Consider the following 17,449-nt stretch of genomic DNA (forward strand, 5'->3'; position numbering starts at 1 on the left):
GGTCAGACGTCCAGTTTAGACCGAGATATCGCTCAACGCTTAACCCGCGTTAACCCTCACGAGTTGTTATCAACCCCCAGCAGCTGAGCGAATGGGTTTTGAACCGACGTCCCACTCCACCACCACCTTGTAACTAGCCCTAATGAGCCCTCACCGGCCAGTAGGGCTTTTTATTTACCCACAAGAAATGAGGGCTGAATCCCTTTAAAGTAACTGGCGACATACTTCATCGTTTCAACCTAAACCTTTCATCAATATATAAATGTGATCATCTATGAGCTTTGTATAGGCGCTCTTTGATTGTTCTCCGGTAATCATGCTCCAAGTCGTGAACATGACAACCGGCGCCATCACTAAGCGATTATCAATGGTGTTTGCTAACTTGTTGAGCTCTCCTCTTGCAACGCCGCGCCTTAGGATGTTGGCAATGGAATGTATGCCGTTCGATAAAACGACGGATTTGTAGGCATTCACCAGGCTGGGAAAGCGATGCCCTTCCGCAATCAGAACCTTCATGAGGACTGCTGATCCGTTCACGAAAAGTTGCTGGTATACCCTCCAGTAGAAGTTCTTTAGCAAGTCCCTAGTGCTTAACGACTCATCTTTGCTGGTCTCATCAATCTGCGTCATGGTGCCCGCCAACCGGATCTTTACGGCTGCCTCAAAAATGGCCTCTTTCGACTCAAAATAGAGATAAACGGTACCTTTTGCGACACCCGCACCCTTGGCAATGTCTTCGATTTTAGTGGCGGTGAAGCCTTGGTTTGCCCAAAGTTTCATGGCTGAATCTACGATTTCGTCTGGTCGCGCCTCTTTGCGGCGTAAGTTACGTTTATGGCTTTCTGTATGGGTCACTTAATAAATTCTCTTGCCGATTATGCATTGCTACAGTATATTACTGACTTGCAGGTCATTAATCTACCTTTTTAAACAAAGTTTGGCCATTTCATGTGGTCAAGCTGGGGCACAGCATGACGAAGAAAGCGAAAGATAGAGCGGTATCTGAAGAGATAATGCCATTAATCGAAAATGGTATTGCGAAACATCTCGCGATAAAGCGTAACTGGCAACCCGTGCGTCGTAAGTTTTTGATTCTATCCGTCGTTGTGGGGTTAATCGCATTGGGCGGAATTGTTGGCATGTATTTTCAGCCACCGGGATTGCAGCTCTTCTTCAGGGCGACAGGTCTTGTGCCCGGTGCTGGGTCAGAACACCCGATTGCGACGCCGGTTCAGCGGCAAGCATCACTGGCAACACAGCAGAATATGACGATTAAAGCGCTCGGGAGGTTGATGCCCTATGGTGACGTCATCGTGGTTGCTCCACCGTTCGGCGCTGGTGATGCGCGCATCGCAAAAATTCTCGTTAAAGAGGGTCAAGTGGTAGACGCCAACGATGTCATCGCGCAACTGGATAGCCTAGATCAATTGCAATCCGCGGTTAATGTTGCAGAAGCAGGTTTGGGTGTAGCGCTAGCAACATTGAACCAAATGGAAAGCCTTGTAGACACTTCTCTAAAAGATCTTTTTGCCAAGCACGAAGGCGCAGAGGAGTCTTTACATGTTGCTTCACTAAACCACCAGCGCGTAGTCGATCTTTATAAAAATTCAATGGTGTCACTCAAAGAATTGGAGCAAAGCGAATTAAGCGTAATTACAGCGAAAAAGTCACTAGAACAAATTGAGGCTCAATTGAGTCGCACGGTTGGCGGCGAAAGCCAAACAGATATTCAGCTTGCATTGTCTCAATTAAAATTGGCAAGGGCTGATGTTGAGCGCGCAAAAATAGATCTTCAAAAAGCGTATATACGAGCGCCGAAACCCGGCACCATAATCCGTTTACATGTGCGTGTAGGCGAACGTCCTGGAAATTTGGGTGTTGCTACTCTCGGTGCCACTGATTCGATGCAGGCTGAATTAGAAATCTATCAAACAGATATCGCTGATGTAGTGGTAGGCGCAAATGTGTTACTTACTAGCCCAGCACTTAAAACACCGCTACAAGGCAAGGTTTCTGAAGTTGGCTTGGAAGTTGAACGCCAGAGTATCGTGGGCACGAGCCCTGCATCCAATCTAGATGCACGCATTATTAGAGTAACAGTCGATTTAGATGAGATGTCCTCGCAGCTCGCGAAGAGCTTAACGGGTTTAGAAGTTACCGCCACGGTGGACATCTAATGCTCAGCGTAAAATGGCTAAGCAAGCTTCTAGGTAGAATGCCGATCGGTTGGCTGCAGCTAAGTCATTCTAAAGGGCGCATGTTTGCGGCTATCGCCGGCGTGGCGTTTGCAAATGTTTTGGTATTTGTTCAATTGGGTATTCTAGGTGCGCTTAGCGGCACTATCAATTTTTCATATAACCCTCTCAGCGCAGATATATTAGTCTCCTCATCGAATGCCAATACCCTCACAGATGGAGTGCCATTGAGTCGCCGCTGGCTTTGGAAAGTGTTAGCAGTACCTGGCGTGTCCGCCGCGTCGCCTCTCTATTTAGGTAAGGTAGACTGGCTGCTGCCAAATGAAAAAACCGCGTCTTTAACCGTTTATGGCTTGCCTATTGAGGCTACTGCGTTTTCAGGCAGCTTACTTAGCGACAAATTAAAAGCGATTGCAATTCCGGGCACTGCTTTACTTGATCGTCGTACCCGAGGTTTAGATACACAAACCATTGACGCACTATTCGGTAGTAAAAATGCCACTATTGAACTGTCAGGCACCAAAATTAATATCGTCGGAGATTTTGAATTAGGCGGTGGTTTTAGTGCAGACGGTGCACTTATTGTTTCAGATCAAACCTTTTTAACGTTGTTTCCAAATCGCAGCTCAGGCACACCGTCTCATTTATTAGTCAATCTAGTTGATGGCACGCAGGTTGCGACCATGGTTAACAAACTCATGGATATTTTCAGTAATGAACCGTTAAAAATCCGCAGTATGGCAAAGGCGCAAGCCGAAGATCTCGCTTATCAAACTACCCAGCGCCCGATAGGCGTTATCTTTGGCATGGGTGTTTTTATCGGCATATTGGTGGGTTTAGTTATCGTCTATCAAGTTCTGTCTACGGACGTGGCAGACCATTTGCGTGAGTATGCAACGTTTAAAGCGATCGGTTATCGGCACAGCTTCTTTTTAGGTATTGTGTTTGAAGAGGCAATTATTCTTGCCATCTTGGGGTTCATTCCAGGTTTGAGTATTTCGCTACTCATTTATGAAGTGATGTCCACAGCGACGGGTTTACCCGTGGCGATGGATATTTCTCGTGCAAGCTTGGTCTTTATCGGCACCATCGCTGCCTGTACATTGTCGGGAGCTTTTGCCACGCGGCGACTAAAATCCGCCGACCCTGCGGAGCTTTTTTAATGCACCCAATTCAAGTTAAAGAATTGAATCACTGGTTTGGTCAAGGTGAGGCAAAAAAGCAGGCATTGTTTGATATCAATTTAGATATTGAAAAAGGAAAACTGACTATTCTAATGGGACCGTCGGGCTCAGGCAAAACAACACTGCTTACCATAATGGGCTGTTTGCGAGACGTGCAGCAGGGCAGTATTCAAGTGTTGGGTAATGAGCTATTAGGGCTTGACGATTGGAGCAAAGAAAATCTACGTCGCAAGTTTGGCTTTATTTTTCAAGCACACAACCTTCATGAAAGCTTAACCGCAATTGAAAATGTCTTGATGGGTTTAGAAGTACATGGCTTAGGGCAAAAGGATAAGCAGAACACTGCCGCTAAACACGTGCTCTCACTTTTTGGGCTGGGCGATAGAATGCATTACCTACCAGAAAATTTGTCCGGCGGGCAAAAGCAGCGTGTTGCTATCGCCCGAGCCTTAGTTTCGAATCCACAGATAATATTTGCCGACGAGCCGACGGCCGCATTGGACTCAACATCTGGAAAAAACGTGGTGCAAACTTTAAAAGTCCTAGGCGAGCAACGTGGCGTTACAACAATTATGGTTACTCACGACAACAGAATATTAGAGTATGCCGACAGAATCATTACCTTAGAAGATGGCCGTATCATTTCCGATAAGTTGGTTTAGCACAGCAGCGCGCAGTCGAATTAATAAGACAGAACACACCATATTAGAGGAATGGAGTAAAGCCATAAAGCCTTGGGGTACCAGATTTCGCTTAATGATGAAGTGCATGACCACAGTCAATTGTCAACCCGAGTTTCAGCTAGCCTCTGACAAACAGGGCTTTGAAGCTCCTGCGTAAGCAGCAGCCCGCATTAGCTTGCTACAGCAATCGTTGGACTGATTCAGTTTCCATCTTGGGAACCAGACCCGTGTTTCACCCCACCACCATCTTGTAAATAGCCCTAATGAGCCCTCACCGGCCATTAGGGCTTTTTATTAACCCGCAATTTTACTCTCAGGAAATGCGAAACGATGAGGGTTATGCCCACTCTTTCGTACTCAGACAGCTTCAGAGGTACTTTTACGCAAGCAACTCGCCTCATACTCCAGCACATCTTCGCGACGATACCTGACTTGACCGCCCAACTTTACGTAAATTGGTCCAATCCCTTCGGATCTCCACCTCTCTAGTGTAGCCTCACTCACTTGCCAACGATTACACAGCTCTCTTTGCGTCATAAGTGATTGATATTCATTCATATTAATTCTCCAGTATATTTTAGTTGATACAGTCCCATTTTGGGACTATTATTTACTTTATGAAAATCATTGCCTTGTCGACACTGAAAGCTTTCTGGGAAGAACACCCAGAGTACATGGACGCTAAAGAGCCAACGCTAGCTTGGTATCGCCTTGCGTTAGCGGCTGACTGGAGTACACCTGTTGACGTTAAGCAGGATTTTAGAAATGCCAGTATCCTCAAAGACGGGCGTGTGGTTTTCAATATTGCAGGGAATAAGTATCGATTGGTCGCTTGGATCAACTACGCCTATCGCGTGGTGTACATTCGTTTTATCGGCACCCATACGCAATACGAAAAATTCGTCGGGAACGAATTTTCATGAGCGAAGCGAGCCCGAAGGGTGAGGCTCATGGACGAGCTGAATACAAGATTGATGTACAAACTATTTAAATGCCCCAAAAGGTAGAAACGAGAGGTACAAACTATGGACATCAAACCCATTAAAACTGATGCCGACTACCGAGCGGCATTAAAAGACATTGAAAGCCTAATGATGGCTGGTCCTGACACACCTGAAGGTGAAAAGCTGGATGTGATGGTCACCCTTATCGAGGCCTATGAAGGCAAACATTTCCATATGGAACTGCCTGATCCCGTTGAAGCGATCAAATTCGAAATGGAGCGTAAGGGCTTAACTGTAAAAGATCTTGAACCCATGATTGGTAAGAGCAATCGCGTGTATGAGATTCTCAACCATAAACGCTCGCTCACACTGAAAATGATATGGAACCTGCATAAGGGATTAGGCATTCCTGCGGAGTCTCTGATCAAACCGCCGCAAGCACATGCCTTATAACGCAAACCCTCAAAGCATTGCCGAGATAGATGCGAGGCTCGCTGAACTCAAAGAGGAGCAAAAACAGCTTTTAGCCTTCAGAGAGCAACTGCAAGAAGCCTCGCCGATTGCGCCTGACTCGACTTCATATTCACCAGATCAAAAGATTGCCATCTTCAGGAGTTTGTTTCGCGGACGAACAGACGTTTTTGCTAACCGCTGGCAAAACAAACAAGGGCGCAGTGGCTACTCTGTCGCTTGCGATAACGACAAAACGGCAGGACAGCCGTTTTGCACAGCTTCAGCTGCCTGAAAGGTGAGCGCCATAGACGGCGCGAATGAATGGGTACAGGGGATCTGCCACAAGCCTCGCGTCAAATGCCAAGATTGTAATCATCGACAATTCACCGAAATCAACGACCAGGTAATTTATCGCCACTTAGCTGGTCAACAGGTGGTGGGAGTCTACCCGTTGATGCACGACAGCACTTGTTACTTTCTCGCAGCCGATTTCGTTAAAGGCCAATGGAAGGATGAAGTGAAAGCGATGTCGAAAGCCTGCCAGAGTTTCAAAATACCACATGCCTTAGAGATTTCACGTTCAGGCAACGGTGCGCACCTTTGGATTTTCTTCAACGAGAAAGTTCCCGCCAAGGAAGCAAGGCTCTTGGGGTTTGGTCTGCTAGATAAAGCAATGGAAATTTACTCGAATCTATCATTTGATTCTTATGATCGTCTTTTCCCAAATCAGGATATTATGCCTGAAGGCGGGTTTGGTAATTTAATCGCACTACCTTTGCAAAAAGAAGCGAGACTGTCGGGCAATAGTTCCAAGGCTGAGTGAAACCGACAAAAACAAGATTTTGAAGATTATTGAGAAAGCGAGGTAAGCGGATATTACTATTTATCGAGTCGCGCCTCTATCCAACCTTGTGGTGCATGGTTTTTATGCCTAAGCTGAAAATGATACTGACATCATCGACAGCAGGGGCAATATGAAATTGAAAAATTTCAAACAATACAATGACGACTTAAATTCAGTCAAAGTTAAAAACCTAAACGGCAGTGTAACCAATAAGCGCCTATACAACCCTTGTGGATCATGGATTAAACACTGGGAAAAGTTAGCCAACAAAACCAATAGTGGTTGTGGTGTACAAGGTTGTTCAACAAAAACAAAGATAGAAGGCGGTCACGTGATTGAGTCCGGCAGCGACGACGATAAACACTACATCGTTCCGCTATGTGACAAACACAATGGTGGTCCCGATGGTGAAGAATTTACCGTGAAATCAGATGACCTAATGTCAGCCATAGAGTGTAAAGCTTAGAGACTTCTATAGCGACAAATCTGCAAACGACTATTGGAAATTAGTCTAAGATAACTATTACATTGCCTAACTGATTTCCAGCTTCACCGGATTTGTATTCAATCTCAATTTGATTATTTTTAATAATGAGCCTTTCTGGTGTCCCAAGGGACGTATCAACGTGCACCTGAGACAAGGCATCAGCAGAGGTTATTCCACACTCATCAAATGATGGCGCCCCCTATACAACTCATAGAAGTGTTCTTTCTCGCTAAAGCCAGATGTTCGCAAATAAAGATTTAGCCCTTTGTTATTCAGTGATTCATTTCCGATTTCTTGAATTGAATCAGCTGCCATGCAATCTGGCATTTTTGAACAAGCAGAACTGGCAACCCCTAGCATCACAAGCATGAACACCTTTTTCAAAATCATTTCCAGAATTCCTGCCATGTAGATATATTCTTAAAGTCCTTAGCAACACCGATTTTTGTAAGATGATGAGAAAGTCCATCAGGAAGCTTTAATACAAAGCCTTTAGCTAACGGAATGTCAGTAATATAACCTTTGCTGAATGGCTCAAAATCGTAAACGCTTTCAACTTTCCATGACGATAAAAAGTTAGCGCCATTTTTGGTTGTATTGACCTTTAAATAAAAACGGTGGTCAGCATTTTTTAAGCGTTGATTGGTCGGTTCTACAAGCAGTGCACCATTGTTCAAAATGTAGTCGTGTGTATTGACGTTCCTTTTACCTCTCATCAAAGGCTTTGCTTATGAAGAGTTGAGAAATACTTTATCACCTGTGTTGATATTAGACAAAGGGCTTCGTTTTGCGGCAAGGTTTTTAATGTAGGACTTCATTGCAGTCATTGTATCTTTAACAACTACAGATTCTTTATAAACTTGCGCATTGATTGTTAATATTTTCCCATCGCCATTAACATAGTGGTTCGCTAATTCAGCAGCTTCTTTAAAACCGTGAAATTTCCCACCCCACCATAGAGCCTCGAAAAGTTCTGTCATAAATTCCTTTTCATTGCTGGTGAACTGCCTTCCCGCCTTACCTTTACACGTGAGGTAATCAATTGTGTTTTGCAATAGGTCAAAGCTTTCTTTTGACTCAAATACAGCAACCTTGCCCATATGCCATAGTGGCGCAGATGGAATATTTTCTCGATCCTCTAAGCATTAGTTGCTTTTTACAATTACGCTTTCAACTGACATAACGAATAGTGCCCCGTGTTGTAGTTTTTCCCTGAATAATTTGACGCTCTAAATCAGCCGATTGTAAGACTGTGTGATGGGCATCGCAGGAATTGTTTCACAGGTTGATTTAGCGATGGCACCAATAACGTTATTTGACTGGGTTTGGCGGTGGTCTGTCGCAACCTAAAGATATGAGCATCGCCAATATGGACGTGAGCTCAAATCCCATATTGCCGCTGGATTGAGGGCGAAGCCGCCCTTAGGAAGCAGATGTTCCTTAAGGCCTAACAACTATGCCTGCACTCAAGCTTATTGCTAATCCTTGCTACCTTTGCTGAACTTATGGAAATAGCAGTTTTAAGCGAAGCGCATTCAACACGCCCAGCTAATGCTTAATACCCCACCTCATCCACACTTTTATAAGCGTAAGGGTGGGCTAGCTCCCACTCTTTTGCTAGGCGTTTTGCTTCGGCTATTTTTTGGGGTGGCATATTGTTGTCGGTAGCAATTTGTTGTTGCAGGCTTTGGGCAAAAGGCTTTCGGGATATTGCGTAGTTAGGGTCGTTTTCGGCGACATCTAGCGGGCGATTAATCGTTAATTCTAGCCACTTATAGGATTCCACCAAATCTCGTTCAATACCCCTGCCGTCGAAGTAGGACATGGCAATTGCAATCTTCGCTCTGGTATACCCCTGCTCTGCTGCAATATAGGCCCAATCAAACGCTGTTCCGAAATGAACTGGTTTTACGCTATGGCTTGGTTTTGTGTGCAGGTAGCTGTAGGCATATTGCGCCTTTGCATACCCTTTAGCTAAACACTTATCTAACCAATACAAAGCTTTCTCTGCATTTTGATGTGAAAAGTCCGACGGCTCATGCCAAGGGATGTAGAAGTGGTACAGCTCAAACTCTGCATCTACATAGCCTTCTTCTGCTAACGCTAAAAGTAACTCTTCTGCTTTTTTATGTTCTTCTTTATTTATCGACTCTTTAGCCTCTACAAAAATGGCGTGTTTACCTGGAGCCGATGCAGTGAATTTTAATTCATTGCGTTTTAGCGCTGCCTGTTTTGCTTTCTGCTGTAGCTCGGCTAGGGGCGTGCTCGATATTGTCCACTGCCATTCGTCGTTTGGCCTATCTTGAGTGCGCCCACGCTTTTCGTTAGCCCACTCCAAATCTGCAAGCCTTGCACTCTCCCACTCCGCTAATGCCTTTTCTTCTTCTGTTTGCTCGCGTGCAGGCTCGCAGCCTACAACACACACAACCAAACCAAACGCTACAAGCCTTAATATAGCTTTAGTTGGAACAGGAGAAGTCAAGCCATACAAATTGTAAATAACTTTACTCATAAGCCAACTGCTCGAGGCGCGGAGGCGCTATTCAACTGGTTGTAGGTATCCACTAAAGACTTTTTGGTGCCGCGCAATGACGCTGTCAATAACGAGCTCACGCTTGGCTGGCTCATGGTGCGCTCTCTAACGTAGCTGGTATCCATGCAAGGCTCTATTGTAAGAAAGTCTTTATGCGTAATTTCAAACTTATGAGCATTGGCATAAAGCTCTGCCATACCTTGGCGTATCTGTAGTATCCACCTGCCTGTAACCTGCTGGCACCTGCCGCTGCACACCATAACCACTGCAACTGTCGCTAGCTACACTTCGCGAACTAAGTAACTGCGCCGGTCTGCTATTTTTTGCCTAAACACTAAGGGGCAGCTTATTGGACACATAAAGAATTTTATTTCGCCCTGCTTGTGCAGAGCCTTGACAAATATCGATAATACCTTGCGCTACTTTATTTAGGTTCTTTTGTATTAGCGCGCGAATCGTTTCATCTGAAGTTACTATTACCTTTGATTCGCGAATTAACACTCTAATATTATCGATCGATTCTGTTGCTCGATTGAATTGACTATTCTTATATAGCTCACAAATACACGTCTGTACTTCTCGCGCAAAAGGCTGAACGAAAAAGCGTCGTTCTGCATCATCAATACTATCTATAAGTTGAGATTTAAACCGCTGGTAATGCGTGCTAAGCATTGCATAGCTATCACTTTGTTTCTCGCAATAATGGCTAGCATATAGCTCTTGAGCTTTAATTGTTAACCAAATGGGAAGCGCTGCTTTATTTACAGTAGCAGCAACTACCGCAGATAAGTTTTTGCCGGCATCCAGCCCGAAGTTTTACCAAATGGCTGAAGCGATAATTGGGTCGTTTTGGGGTAGCGGAGGAAGCTCCAAGACTCGAATATTCCCTTTCATGTTATTTTGCCAAATACATACCTCTTCCTCAAGGGCTTCTCTTACACACTTCTCTACACTAAACATATACAGGAAACTCTGATTAACCCCAAACGCATTTTGGCTTACAGGCATCATCGTCCTCGTCGTTATTTTATTTCGCCAGACAACCAGTCTGTCTCAATAAAATGCCTAGAGGACAAAAATGCCTGTAAGCCAAAATGCGTTTGGGGTTAATCAGAGTCTCCCTAGATCGAAATAAATAAGGCTAGTCATTTTCACATATCAATTTCGGATTGCGGCATTGTTTCAATACATATATTAAGCAGATTGAATTTGATCGATTTTCGCCTTGTTTATTGTTATGTCTTAAGCTGAAAATTTTGTGAGCATGCCGTCAGCGATTATAGTGGCATTTTTTAGTCAATGCAGCGTTTCAGTTGCCGCTCTGAACCCGACGATGATTTATGTCGTGTTCATCGTCTGCAAACTATTATCCTCGCTTTATCAAAACACAAAAGCAAAACCAACGCTGAGAGCTTGATACAAAGTACTATCAACCACCCAGCGTTCGCTTAGATTTACCGCTTTAGATCCCCACACAAATAGCAAAATGCGCGGCGCGCTTTTCATCCTATCTTTAAAAAAATCGCTTTGCTACCAGGCAAATTAACGACCAATAATCTCGACCTCCGTAAAACTGTTCCAGTTATTTACGCTATTTCCGTAGCCAATAATTCTTACATAGCGAGCATTGCTATCGGTCACATCAAAATTTTGAATCTCTGTTGTGCTGCTTGACTGCTCATCAGAATAAACGGTTTGCCAGGTACTATTATTGGTTGAGGTTTCGATGCTGATAAATGCCGTGCGTTGGTCGCCTCTAAAAAAGGCGATGCCCACATCGGTCACAGTTTTACTGCTGCCAAGATCATAGGTAATCCACTGCGAATCACCATTAGCCGACCAGCGTGTACCCAGGTCGCCATCACGGGTATTGGCAGGCACATTGCCATCGTCCGCACTGGCTAAGACAGAAACAACCTCTAGAGAATAAGCTGTTTGCGAATCAGCTTTAACACTCATATCAGAAATCGTATAAATCTCTGCGCCATAGCTGGTATAAACATTGGCGATAATTTCTAAGCTACTGCCATTGATACCTGATACCGATACGGTTTTTTCAGAAAACGCATTCACATTTTCAGATATCACTTGTTGGGCACCGCCATCAACGCGGTAATAAACGTTCAAGTAATCGGCATCTTCCATGGCGCCTACACCTTCTAGATTCATGGAAATTTCAACGTTGGAAGCACATGAAATATCAATAGCACCGGAACTGTAGTTAACTATTTCTTTTTCAACGCTGAAGTCACTGTCACTCCAAGGCAGAGAACAATTCGTTGCAGCTTGCGTGAAGTTAAACCAATTAACATTCATTAAATAGCCACTATTTCCGGTAAACACGAGGTACAAATCCTGCACGCCGCTGACGCCACCGATATCGCAAGAAACCGTTTCATAGGTCGTCCAACTGCCCGTTCCATTAACAGAGCACGTGCCAATTAACGCGCCTGTTTGGCTGTCTAAACGAAGCTCAATATTGCCACCGGAGGTAGCACTACTAACGCGCGCTTCAAAACCGCTTGCGCCATTGCCAAAATCAACATCGTTGAATGCAATCCATTCGTTGTTGTTAATGTAACCAACCTGTTCGCCACCGTCATCGCTGGAGGATTCAATTTCAACGCCAGCCATATCGCAGTAGGCTTCGGCTTGGATACCGGCGAATGCATCAAAATCACCGCAATCCGTTATAACTTCGTTAGTCTCAAGAGCTTTACATATCGCTGGCTCGTCAGCTGCGCTTGACAGTTTTACCACCGTGTTAGAACTGCCACTTGAATTACTGATGCTACCAACAGAATAAATGGTGGAGTTGGTCACGCTGCTGGCGACAGTCACGCCTTGTTTTGTCATGTTACAGAGCAATAGATTATCCGCATCACTCACCTTAACCACCAAGTCACGGGTTAAGGCTTGGTTATCACGTTTCCAAAGTCGAATATCGTGATCATCACCTTTAATAAGCGCCAAAGCGTTTGATGCCGAAGGACGGTTGTAACCGTTTAACGGGTCCAACACTTCAATATCGGCCGTCACGTTATCGACAAAATTGGGGATTTCTAAAACAGTGGAATAGGCGGCATCGGCTTTCGCACGCTTAAGTACACTGTTTGATGGAGGACCATAGGCGGAAGCATCGCCTTCACCACCGTTAGCTGAATTCCACGCGCCGTCGCACGCTGGCACGCCATGCCCGGCAATACCTCTAACCGTCATACCGTCTACAATCATACCCTCGCTCGCATATTCCATGACGACGCCCGCTCTTGAACCCGTAACGGTGGCGTTATAAATCTCGATATTGCCAAGGGAACCAGCACTGTAGTACCCGCGAAACGAATCTTCAGTCAGGCTATATTGGTAACCTTTTCGGATGGGCGAATATTGCACGCCACCGCTCATGTTTTGACACTGATTGAAGTTATCCGTATCAAACAGGTTAAGAAAGTAATCGGCATCGGCAAAATTCGTTCCTATGAGTTCATCGCCATTAAAGAGGACGTTAAAAGGCACACCATTGCGGTCTGTTCCGCCAATGCCGTTAGCATACAAATCATCGGTAGAGCGAGATTCTGCGATGATTTCAACGGTATTGAATACCACGTTATCGACACCGTTAAAGGCAAGCGTATGACCAAAGCCACTGTGATCAATCAGAACATTTTCAAAGTAACTATCATCTAAACTAATAAGAAACATGGCCGTTTTCTTGGACAGGCGAACGCCGGGCAGCGTGCTAGACGAGTTACCCGTTTTTCCATAGAGAGAACCTAAACCATAGGGCCGAGAAAAACGTGTCTTTAAAGTAAAATCAGAAACTTTGTGATTATCCCCAGTGAATACAGCGATGGTGCCGCCAGAGGTATGAATAAAAGCGCCGTACTCGCCCTTACTGTTGGGCTTCTCCTGAATATTCAGCCCCTTCCAAACGTTACCGGAACCCCCAAACTCCATGAGGTTTGCGTGAACAAGATTAGGCATTTCTAACAAGATCGTGGAGTCGAAGGTGAAGGTAACGCCGGTCAGGTCAAACGTATTATTGTTGCCACTAAACTTAAACAGGCCCGGCCAATTACCTTCGACGTTCGCCCGCCAATCCCCACCGGGGAACAGTGATTTAGACGATGATGATATATGATAGGTGCCGGGGGCCATTTTTATGTTTTGATTGCTGCCATCTTGAAGAGCAATAAACTCGGCAAGGCTTGAAATCGTCTGCTGGGCAAACGAAGCCTGACTTATTAAAAGGCCTAAGGCCAAAAACAGGATTTTTTTCATGTGTGTAACTGTTCCGTTTATTTTTGGTTTAAACAGTCGGTTTATTACAATTACTACCGCAATAAACCTATCTTTGATAATGTCGTGGTGGAAGTTGCAGGCACTATACTAGCGGCAGTATAAACTTTATACGCACGCCTAAGTCACACGAATCACTATTCGTTCTCAAGCATCTCAAAACGCCCCATGGGTAAGAGAGAAACTGGCTCGCTGCTAGGGTACCAGCGCAGCCAATTTGCTATGAACCCCAATGACTCGAAGATCATATGAGTCGCTCCATTGCGATACGGTGTTTTGCGTTCATAGCGAATCTGCCCGCTAGCCATCAACGCCAGACACTTCTCGGGAAGCGCAGGGCGGCTCACGTAGCAGCAAAGCCGCGCAAGTTTGTCCCGCTGAAGAGCTTTCGCAACTACGCCAGCATGCTGGAAAAAACCGATGTAGCTGGCCACGCGGCGGTTGGTCATTGCCTGATCTCCTCGCCCAAGCAAGATTTGCAGGGCAAAGACCTTACGACGACGCTGAGCCTCAGTGGCGATGCGGCAGGCGACGTACAAGCTTGCCATTACGTAAGTACTGTTTGTCGCTCGGACAACCATCAAGTCAGTAAACTTCGCGCTGCACTGGGCGAGCAAGCCAAGGTCGACAAGTTCCAAGACCAAGAGGCCCCAATTGTGTTCTTGAGCATGTGTGCCAGCGACACCAGTGAATCACCCCGAGGACTGAACTTCCTCTTCGATAAGCACCGCATTAACGTAGCTATATCGAGAGCACAATCACTGGCAGTAGTCGTCGGCAATCCTAATATCGACAAAACACCGGTGAGCCGGGTTGACCAGCTCAAGTAGGTAAATCTGTTTAATGCAGTCACGAAGAACTAATACTTTCTTTGACAGCCCCAGAAGTCGACTGCCTCAAGCAGTTGGCTTCTGGGGCCTCAATATCTTTCTCCCGATACATAACTCGCCCCTGTAGTTTCAAATACCTGGGGCCAATCCTTTCGGAACGCCACCGCTCTAAAGTCGCTTCACTTACGCCCCATCGATTCGCCAGCTGCCTCTGATCCATGTGTATTACCGTCATAAAAACTCCTGTGTTGGACTATTTGGTAACCACCATGAACGCTCAAAACTACGGATCAAATCAAGCTAATTTGGGTTGGTTAGAGGCATAAATATCGATAGCTAATCGCAGGTATTTAATGGACTTGTTCGGTTGCGAGTTAGGGAACTGAACCCGCGTCCCGCCCCACCACCAAACCAATAAAAAAGCCTCACCCGCAAGGGTGGGACTTTTTTATTGGCTGTGAGCCTGACTTTTGAGCTTCCACAGTCGGGGTTCACAAAATTGTCAGGAACAATTTTGGGCGACCGTCAGGTCGCCCCGCAGGGGTGAGGGCCAAGGATGGCCCGAATCCAATCCCCCCGCCGATTGCCGAGGAAAGTTAACAGGCAGATTAATGCGGCCGTCGTATTTACAATAACTTATCCCTTATTACCAATACTTCTAAACCGTAATGCCGCCGTATCGCCCCAATCCCCCCACAACGGCCCTTTATCTATCTGCCCTTAAAACCCAAACAACACTCACCCAGCCTAAAACACGGCTTTTTGGCGCCAAACAACTCCTTTATTGCTAATCTAAATGTTAAGCGTTATCATTCGCACACATTAAGAGCATTATTTCTAACTGCTCACTTTGGCCATTTTTGGAGTGTTTCCTTATTATGATTTCCCGACTGTCCCCTTTGGTAGCTTTTATCTGCCTAACTACTACATCTGTTGCTTTTGCCGAGGAAGGCACCAGCTCTAAGCTGGAAGAAACCTTTATATATGGTGAGCAGGGAAAGACAGACACTGCAACAAAACTTGAGCTAAGTATTTTTGAAACCCCGCAAACCGTTACCGCGGTTTCTAGAGCGCAGCTGGACGAATTTGCGTTAACCAGCATTTCTGATGTGCTTAACTATGCACCAGGCATTACCGTAGAAGAAGTTGAAACTAATCGAACCTACTACACTGCGCGCGGCTTCGATATTGTTAACTTTCAATACGATGGTGTGGGCATTCCTTTTATTAGCGGCTTGAATTTAGGCCAACAAGATACGGCTATTTATGAAAAAGTTGAGATTGTTAAAGGCTCTGCAGGCTTGATTACTGGCTTGGCGAACCCTTCTGCAACAATTAACTATGTACGCAAACGACCAACTGATGATTTGCAAGCATCTGCTGCACTTAGCCTTGGACAGTGGCAAAACAAGCGCGCCGAAGTGGATATAGCAACTGCACTTTCAGATTCAGTGCGAGCACGAGCAGTTGTGGCCTATGACAATGGTGAAACCCATTTAGATCGCAATAAAAACACAACTCAATTGGGCTACGGCATTTTTGAGTTCGACTTAAGCGATAACACCATGCTAACGGCGGGATACAGTTACGACCGCAATGAATCTAAAGGTGTTTTATGGGGTGCGTTGCCCTTACTTTATACCGATGGCTCGCGTACAAATTATGACGTATCTACCAGTAATGCGCCCGACTGGACGTTTGCCAACACTACGCAAAAACAAAGTTTTGCAGAGCTGGAACATCACATAAATCAAAATTGGACAGCGCATTTACACCTTACGCATAACCAATCAACTTACGATTCAAACTTATTTTACGTATACGGTACACCCGAGCGCGAAACCGAAGTTGGACTATTTGGCTATGCCAGTGCCTATGAGCGCGATGAAGAGCAATTAAATGTAGATTTGTTTGTATCTGGCGATTTTAGCCTGTTTGAAAGAAACCACCAGCTAGTACTTGGTTACAGCGATTCTGATACCAACCTTGCCGAAGCATCGCATTACAATAATACCGATGGCTTCCCGGTACTTGGCGCCGACTGGGCCAAAGGCAATACTCCAGCGATGGATTTTCCTGATCACGACCCCGCCACAAGCTCCACCGATATAGACCTAAGCCAAAAAGCGTTTTATGTGGCTGCGCGTTTAAATGTACTTGATAACCTAGCGTTATTATTGGGTGCAAGAAATACAGAGCTTGAGCAAACAGGCGTAAGCTACGGCGGCGAATCGAATGCGAGTGCAAATAAAACTGTACCCTATTTCGGGGTTACCTATGCATTAATCGACAGTCTAATGTTGTACTCAAGTTACAGCGAAGTATTTAAGCAACAAACTTGGGTGAACAGCGAGCTGCAACCGCTTGGTGCTACCGTGGGGGCATCCTCTGAATTAGGGTTGAAAAAGTCGTTTAATGACGAGCGCTCAGTGCTAACACTTGCAGCATTTTCATCTGAACAAAGTGATTTTGGTGTATTTGTAGCTCGAAATGAAAGCGGCATTGCAATCTACCGAACTGCGGAGTTAAGCAGCTCTGGCTACGAGCTGGAATTTTCTGGTGAGGTTACTGATGGCTTAAACATTGGCGCCGGCTTAACGGTATTGGATATTAAAGAAGACGACGAAGATGCGCGTCCGTTCATTCCCACACAGCTTTTAAAATTCTCGGCTTCATATGTATTGCCTAGTCTGCCTGACTTAAAAATTGGTAGCTCGGTTAAATGGCAGAATGAAACTACCACAAGCGATGGATCGTATACCCAAGATGCCTTTACCTTACTAGACATTGCTGCGCACTATCAAATTAACGCCCAGTTAAGTGTGTCGCTAAACCTAGAAAACCTAGGTAACGAGAAGTATTTAAACAGCCTGTATTGGAGCCAAGCGTATTTCGGCGAGCCGCGCAACATGAGTGCCACAGTACGCTGGAAGCTATAATCTAACCAGTACTTTATACCTAAAAAAGCCCGCCTCTGTTGCGGGCTTAATTCGTTTA

The 17,449-nt window shown here is 45.3% G+C and carries 18 protein-coding genes and 2 pseudogenes; 9 read left to right on the top strand and 11 right to left on the bottom strand.

The features are described from left to right. Positions 1-234 precede the first annotated feature (234 nt). Positions 235-855 (bottom strand): TetR/AcrR family transcriptional regulator, encoded by a 621-nt coding sequence (locus tag SDE_RS14550; protein WP_011469256.1) that lies wholly within the window; start codon positions 853-855, stop codon positions 235-237. Between the two features lie 116 nt (positions 856-971). On the opposite strand from SDE_RS14550, the gene SDE_RS14555 reads away from it, so the two are divergent. Genes SDE_RS14555 through SDE_RS14565 form a run of 3 tightly spaced genes read left to right on the top strand, consistent with a single transcriptional unit; the run spans position 972 to position 4,041 of the window. Beyond that, the gene (locus SDE_RS14555; protein WP_011469257.1) at positions 972-2,177 is read left to right on the top strand and encodes an HlyD family efflux transporter periplasmic adaptor subunit; all 1,206 of its coding nucleotides are present in this window, start codon (positions 972-974) and stop codon (positions 2,175-2,177) included. A 38-nt stretch (positions 2,178-2,215) separates the two neighbouring features. After that, entirely contained in the window at positions 2,216-3,358 is a 1,143-nt protein-coding gene (gene devC / locus SDE_RS14560) for an ABC transporter permease DevC (protein ID WP_226986511.1), read from the top strand. Continuing rightward, positions 3,358-4,041 (top strand): ATP-binding cassette domain-containing protein, encoded by a 684-nt coding sequence (locus SDE_RS14565; protein WP_011469259.1) that lies wholly within the window; start codon positions 3,358-3,360, stop codon positions 4,039-4,041. Before devC ends, SDE_RS14565 begins: the two co-directional genes overlap by 1 nt. A 378-nt stretch (positions 4,042-4,419) precedes the next feature. On the opposite strand, the gene SDE_RS14570 is transcribed toward SDE_RS14565, so the two are convergent. Continuing rightward, positions 4,420-4,620: a helix-turn-helix transcriptional regulator gene (locus SDE_RS14570; RefSeq protein WP_011469260.1), complete on the bottom strand. Its 201-nt coding sequence runs from the start codon at positions 4,618-4,620 to the stop codon at positions 4,420-4,422. Positions 4,621-4,679: 59 nt separating this feature from the next. Here SDE_RS14570 and SDE_RS14575 point away from each other — a divergent pair, with 59 nt between their 5' ends. From SDE_RS14575 to SDE_RS14595, 4 genes and pseudogenes are all read left to right on the top strand, one after another. After that, positions 4,680-4,985 carry a type II toxin-antitoxin system HigB family toxin gene (locus SDE_RS14575; RefSeq protein WP_011469261.1) on the top strand — a complete coding sequence of 102 codons (306 nt, stop codon included), beginning with the start codon at positions 4,680-4,682 and terminating at the stop codon, positions 4,983-4,985. Between the two features lie 102 nt (positions 4,986-5,087). Beyond that, the gene (locus tag SDE_RS14580) at positions 5,088-5,459 is read left to right on the top strand and encodes a helix-turn-helix domain-containing protein (RefSeq protein ID WP_011469262.1); all 372 of its coding nucleotides are present in this window, start codon (positions 5,088-5,090) and stop codon (positions 5,457-5,459) included. Beyond that, positions 5,449-6,282 (top strand): annotated as a pseudogene (locus SDE_RS23260) (TOTE conflict system archaeo-eukaryotic primase domain-containing protein). Before SDE_RS14580 ends, SDE_RS23260 begins: the two are co-directional and overlap by 11 nt. A gap of 151 nt (positions 6,283-6,433) precedes the next feature. Further along, positions 6,434-6,769 carry a hypothetical protein gene (locus SDE_RS14595; RefSeq protein ID WP_011469263.1) on the top strand — a complete coding sequence of 112 codons (336 nt, stop codon included), beginning with the start codon at positions 6,434-6,436 and terminating at the stop codon, positions 6,767-6,769. 189 nt (positions 6,770-6,958) lie between these two features. On the opposite strand, the gene SDE_RS14600 is transcribed toward SDE_RS14595, so the two are convergent. From SDE_RS14600 to SDE_RS23245, 8 genes and pseudogenes are all read right to left on the bottom strand, one after another. Beyond that, entirely contained in the window at positions 6,959-7,198 is a 240-nt protein-coding gene (locus tag SDE_RS14600; RefSeq protein ID WP_143710900.1) for a hypothetical protein, read from the bottom strand. Then, positions 7,177-7,467 (bottom strand): hypothetical protein, encoded by a 291-nt coding sequence (locus tag SDE_RS14605; protein ID WP_143710901.1) that lies wholly within the window; start codon positions 7,465-7,467, stop codon positions 7,177-7,179. Before SDE_RS14605 ends, SDE_RS14600 begins: the two co-directional genes overlap by 22 nt. 51 nt (positions 7,468-7,518) lie before the next feature. Continuing rightward, positions 7,519-7,890: a hypothetical protein gene (locus SDE_RS14610; RefSeq protein WP_011469264.1), complete on the bottom strand. Its 372-nt coding sequence runs from the start codon at positions 7,888-7,890 to the stop codon at positions 7,519-7,521. A gap of 455 nt (positions 7,891-8,345) precedes the next feature. After that, entirely contained in the window at positions 8,346-9,302 is a 957-nt protein-coding gene (locus SDE_RS14615) for a tetratricopeptide repeat protein (RefSeq protein WP_011469265.1), read from the bottom strand. Beyond that, positions 9,299-9,520 (bottom strand): hypothetical protein, encoded by a 222-nt coding sequence (locus SDE_RS14620; protein ID WP_041324740.1) that lies wholly within the window; start codon positions 9,518-9,520, stop codon positions 9,299-9,301. Before SDE_RS14620 ends, SDE_RS14615 begins: the two co-directional genes overlap by 4 nt. Positions 9,521-9,650: 130 nt before the next feature. After that, positions 9,651-9,995 carry a hypothetical protein gene (locus SDE_RS14625; RefSeq protein ID WP_011469267.1) on the bottom strand — a complete coding sequence of 115 codons (345 nt, stop codon included), beginning with the start codon at positions 9,993-9,995 and terminating at the stop codon, positions 9,651-9,653. Between the two features lie 870 nt (positions 9,996-10,865). Next, positions 10,866-13,604 (bottom strand): carbohydrate-binding protein, encoded by a 2,739-nt coding sequence (locus tag SDE_RS21415; RefSeq protein WP_011469268.1) that lies wholly within the window; start codon positions 13,602-13,604, stop codon positions 10,866-10,868. Positions 13,605-13,820: 216 nt separating this feature from the next. Then, positions 13,821-14,155: pseudogene (locus SDE_RS23245) on the bottom strand (transposase); the annotation flags it as partial. On the opposite strand from SDE_RS23245, the gene SDE_RS23175 reads away from it, so the two are divergent. Continuing rightward, positions 14,099-14,452 (top strand): AAA domain-containing protein, encoded by a 354-nt coding sequence (locus SDE_RS23175; RefSeq protein ID WP_226986434.1) that lies wholly within the window; start codon positions 14,099-14,101, stop codon positions 14,450-14,452. The pseudogene SDE_RS23245 and the gene SDE_RS23175 sit on opposite strands and share 57 nt — an antisense overlap. A gap of 19 nt (positions 14,453-14,471) precedes the next feature. Here the strand turns inward: SDE_RS23175 and SDE_RS23100 are convergent, their stop codons facing one another. Next, on the bottom strand, positions 14,472-14,687 hold the full coding sequence (locus tag SDE_RS23100; RefSeq protein ID WP_011469270.1) for a helix-turn-helix transcriptional regulator: 216 nt from the start codon (positions 14,685-14,687) through the stop codon (positions 14,472-14,474). Between the two features lie 643 nt (positions 14,688-15,330). Here SDE_RS23100 and SDE_RS14650 point away from each other — a divergent pair. After that, entirely contained in the window at positions 15,331-17,391 is a 2,061-nt protein-coding gene (locus SDE_RS14650) for a TonB-dependent siderophore receptor (RefSeq protein ID WP_011469271.1), read from the top strand. Positions 17,392-17,449: the final 58 nt, after the last annotated feature.

Origin of the sequence: Saccharophagus degradans 2-40 (genome assembly GCF_000013665.1) — a bacterium.
Taxonomy (GTDB): Bacteria; Pseudomonadota; Gammaproteobacteria; order Pseudomonadales; family Cellvibrionaceae; genus Saccharophagus; species Saccharophagus degradans.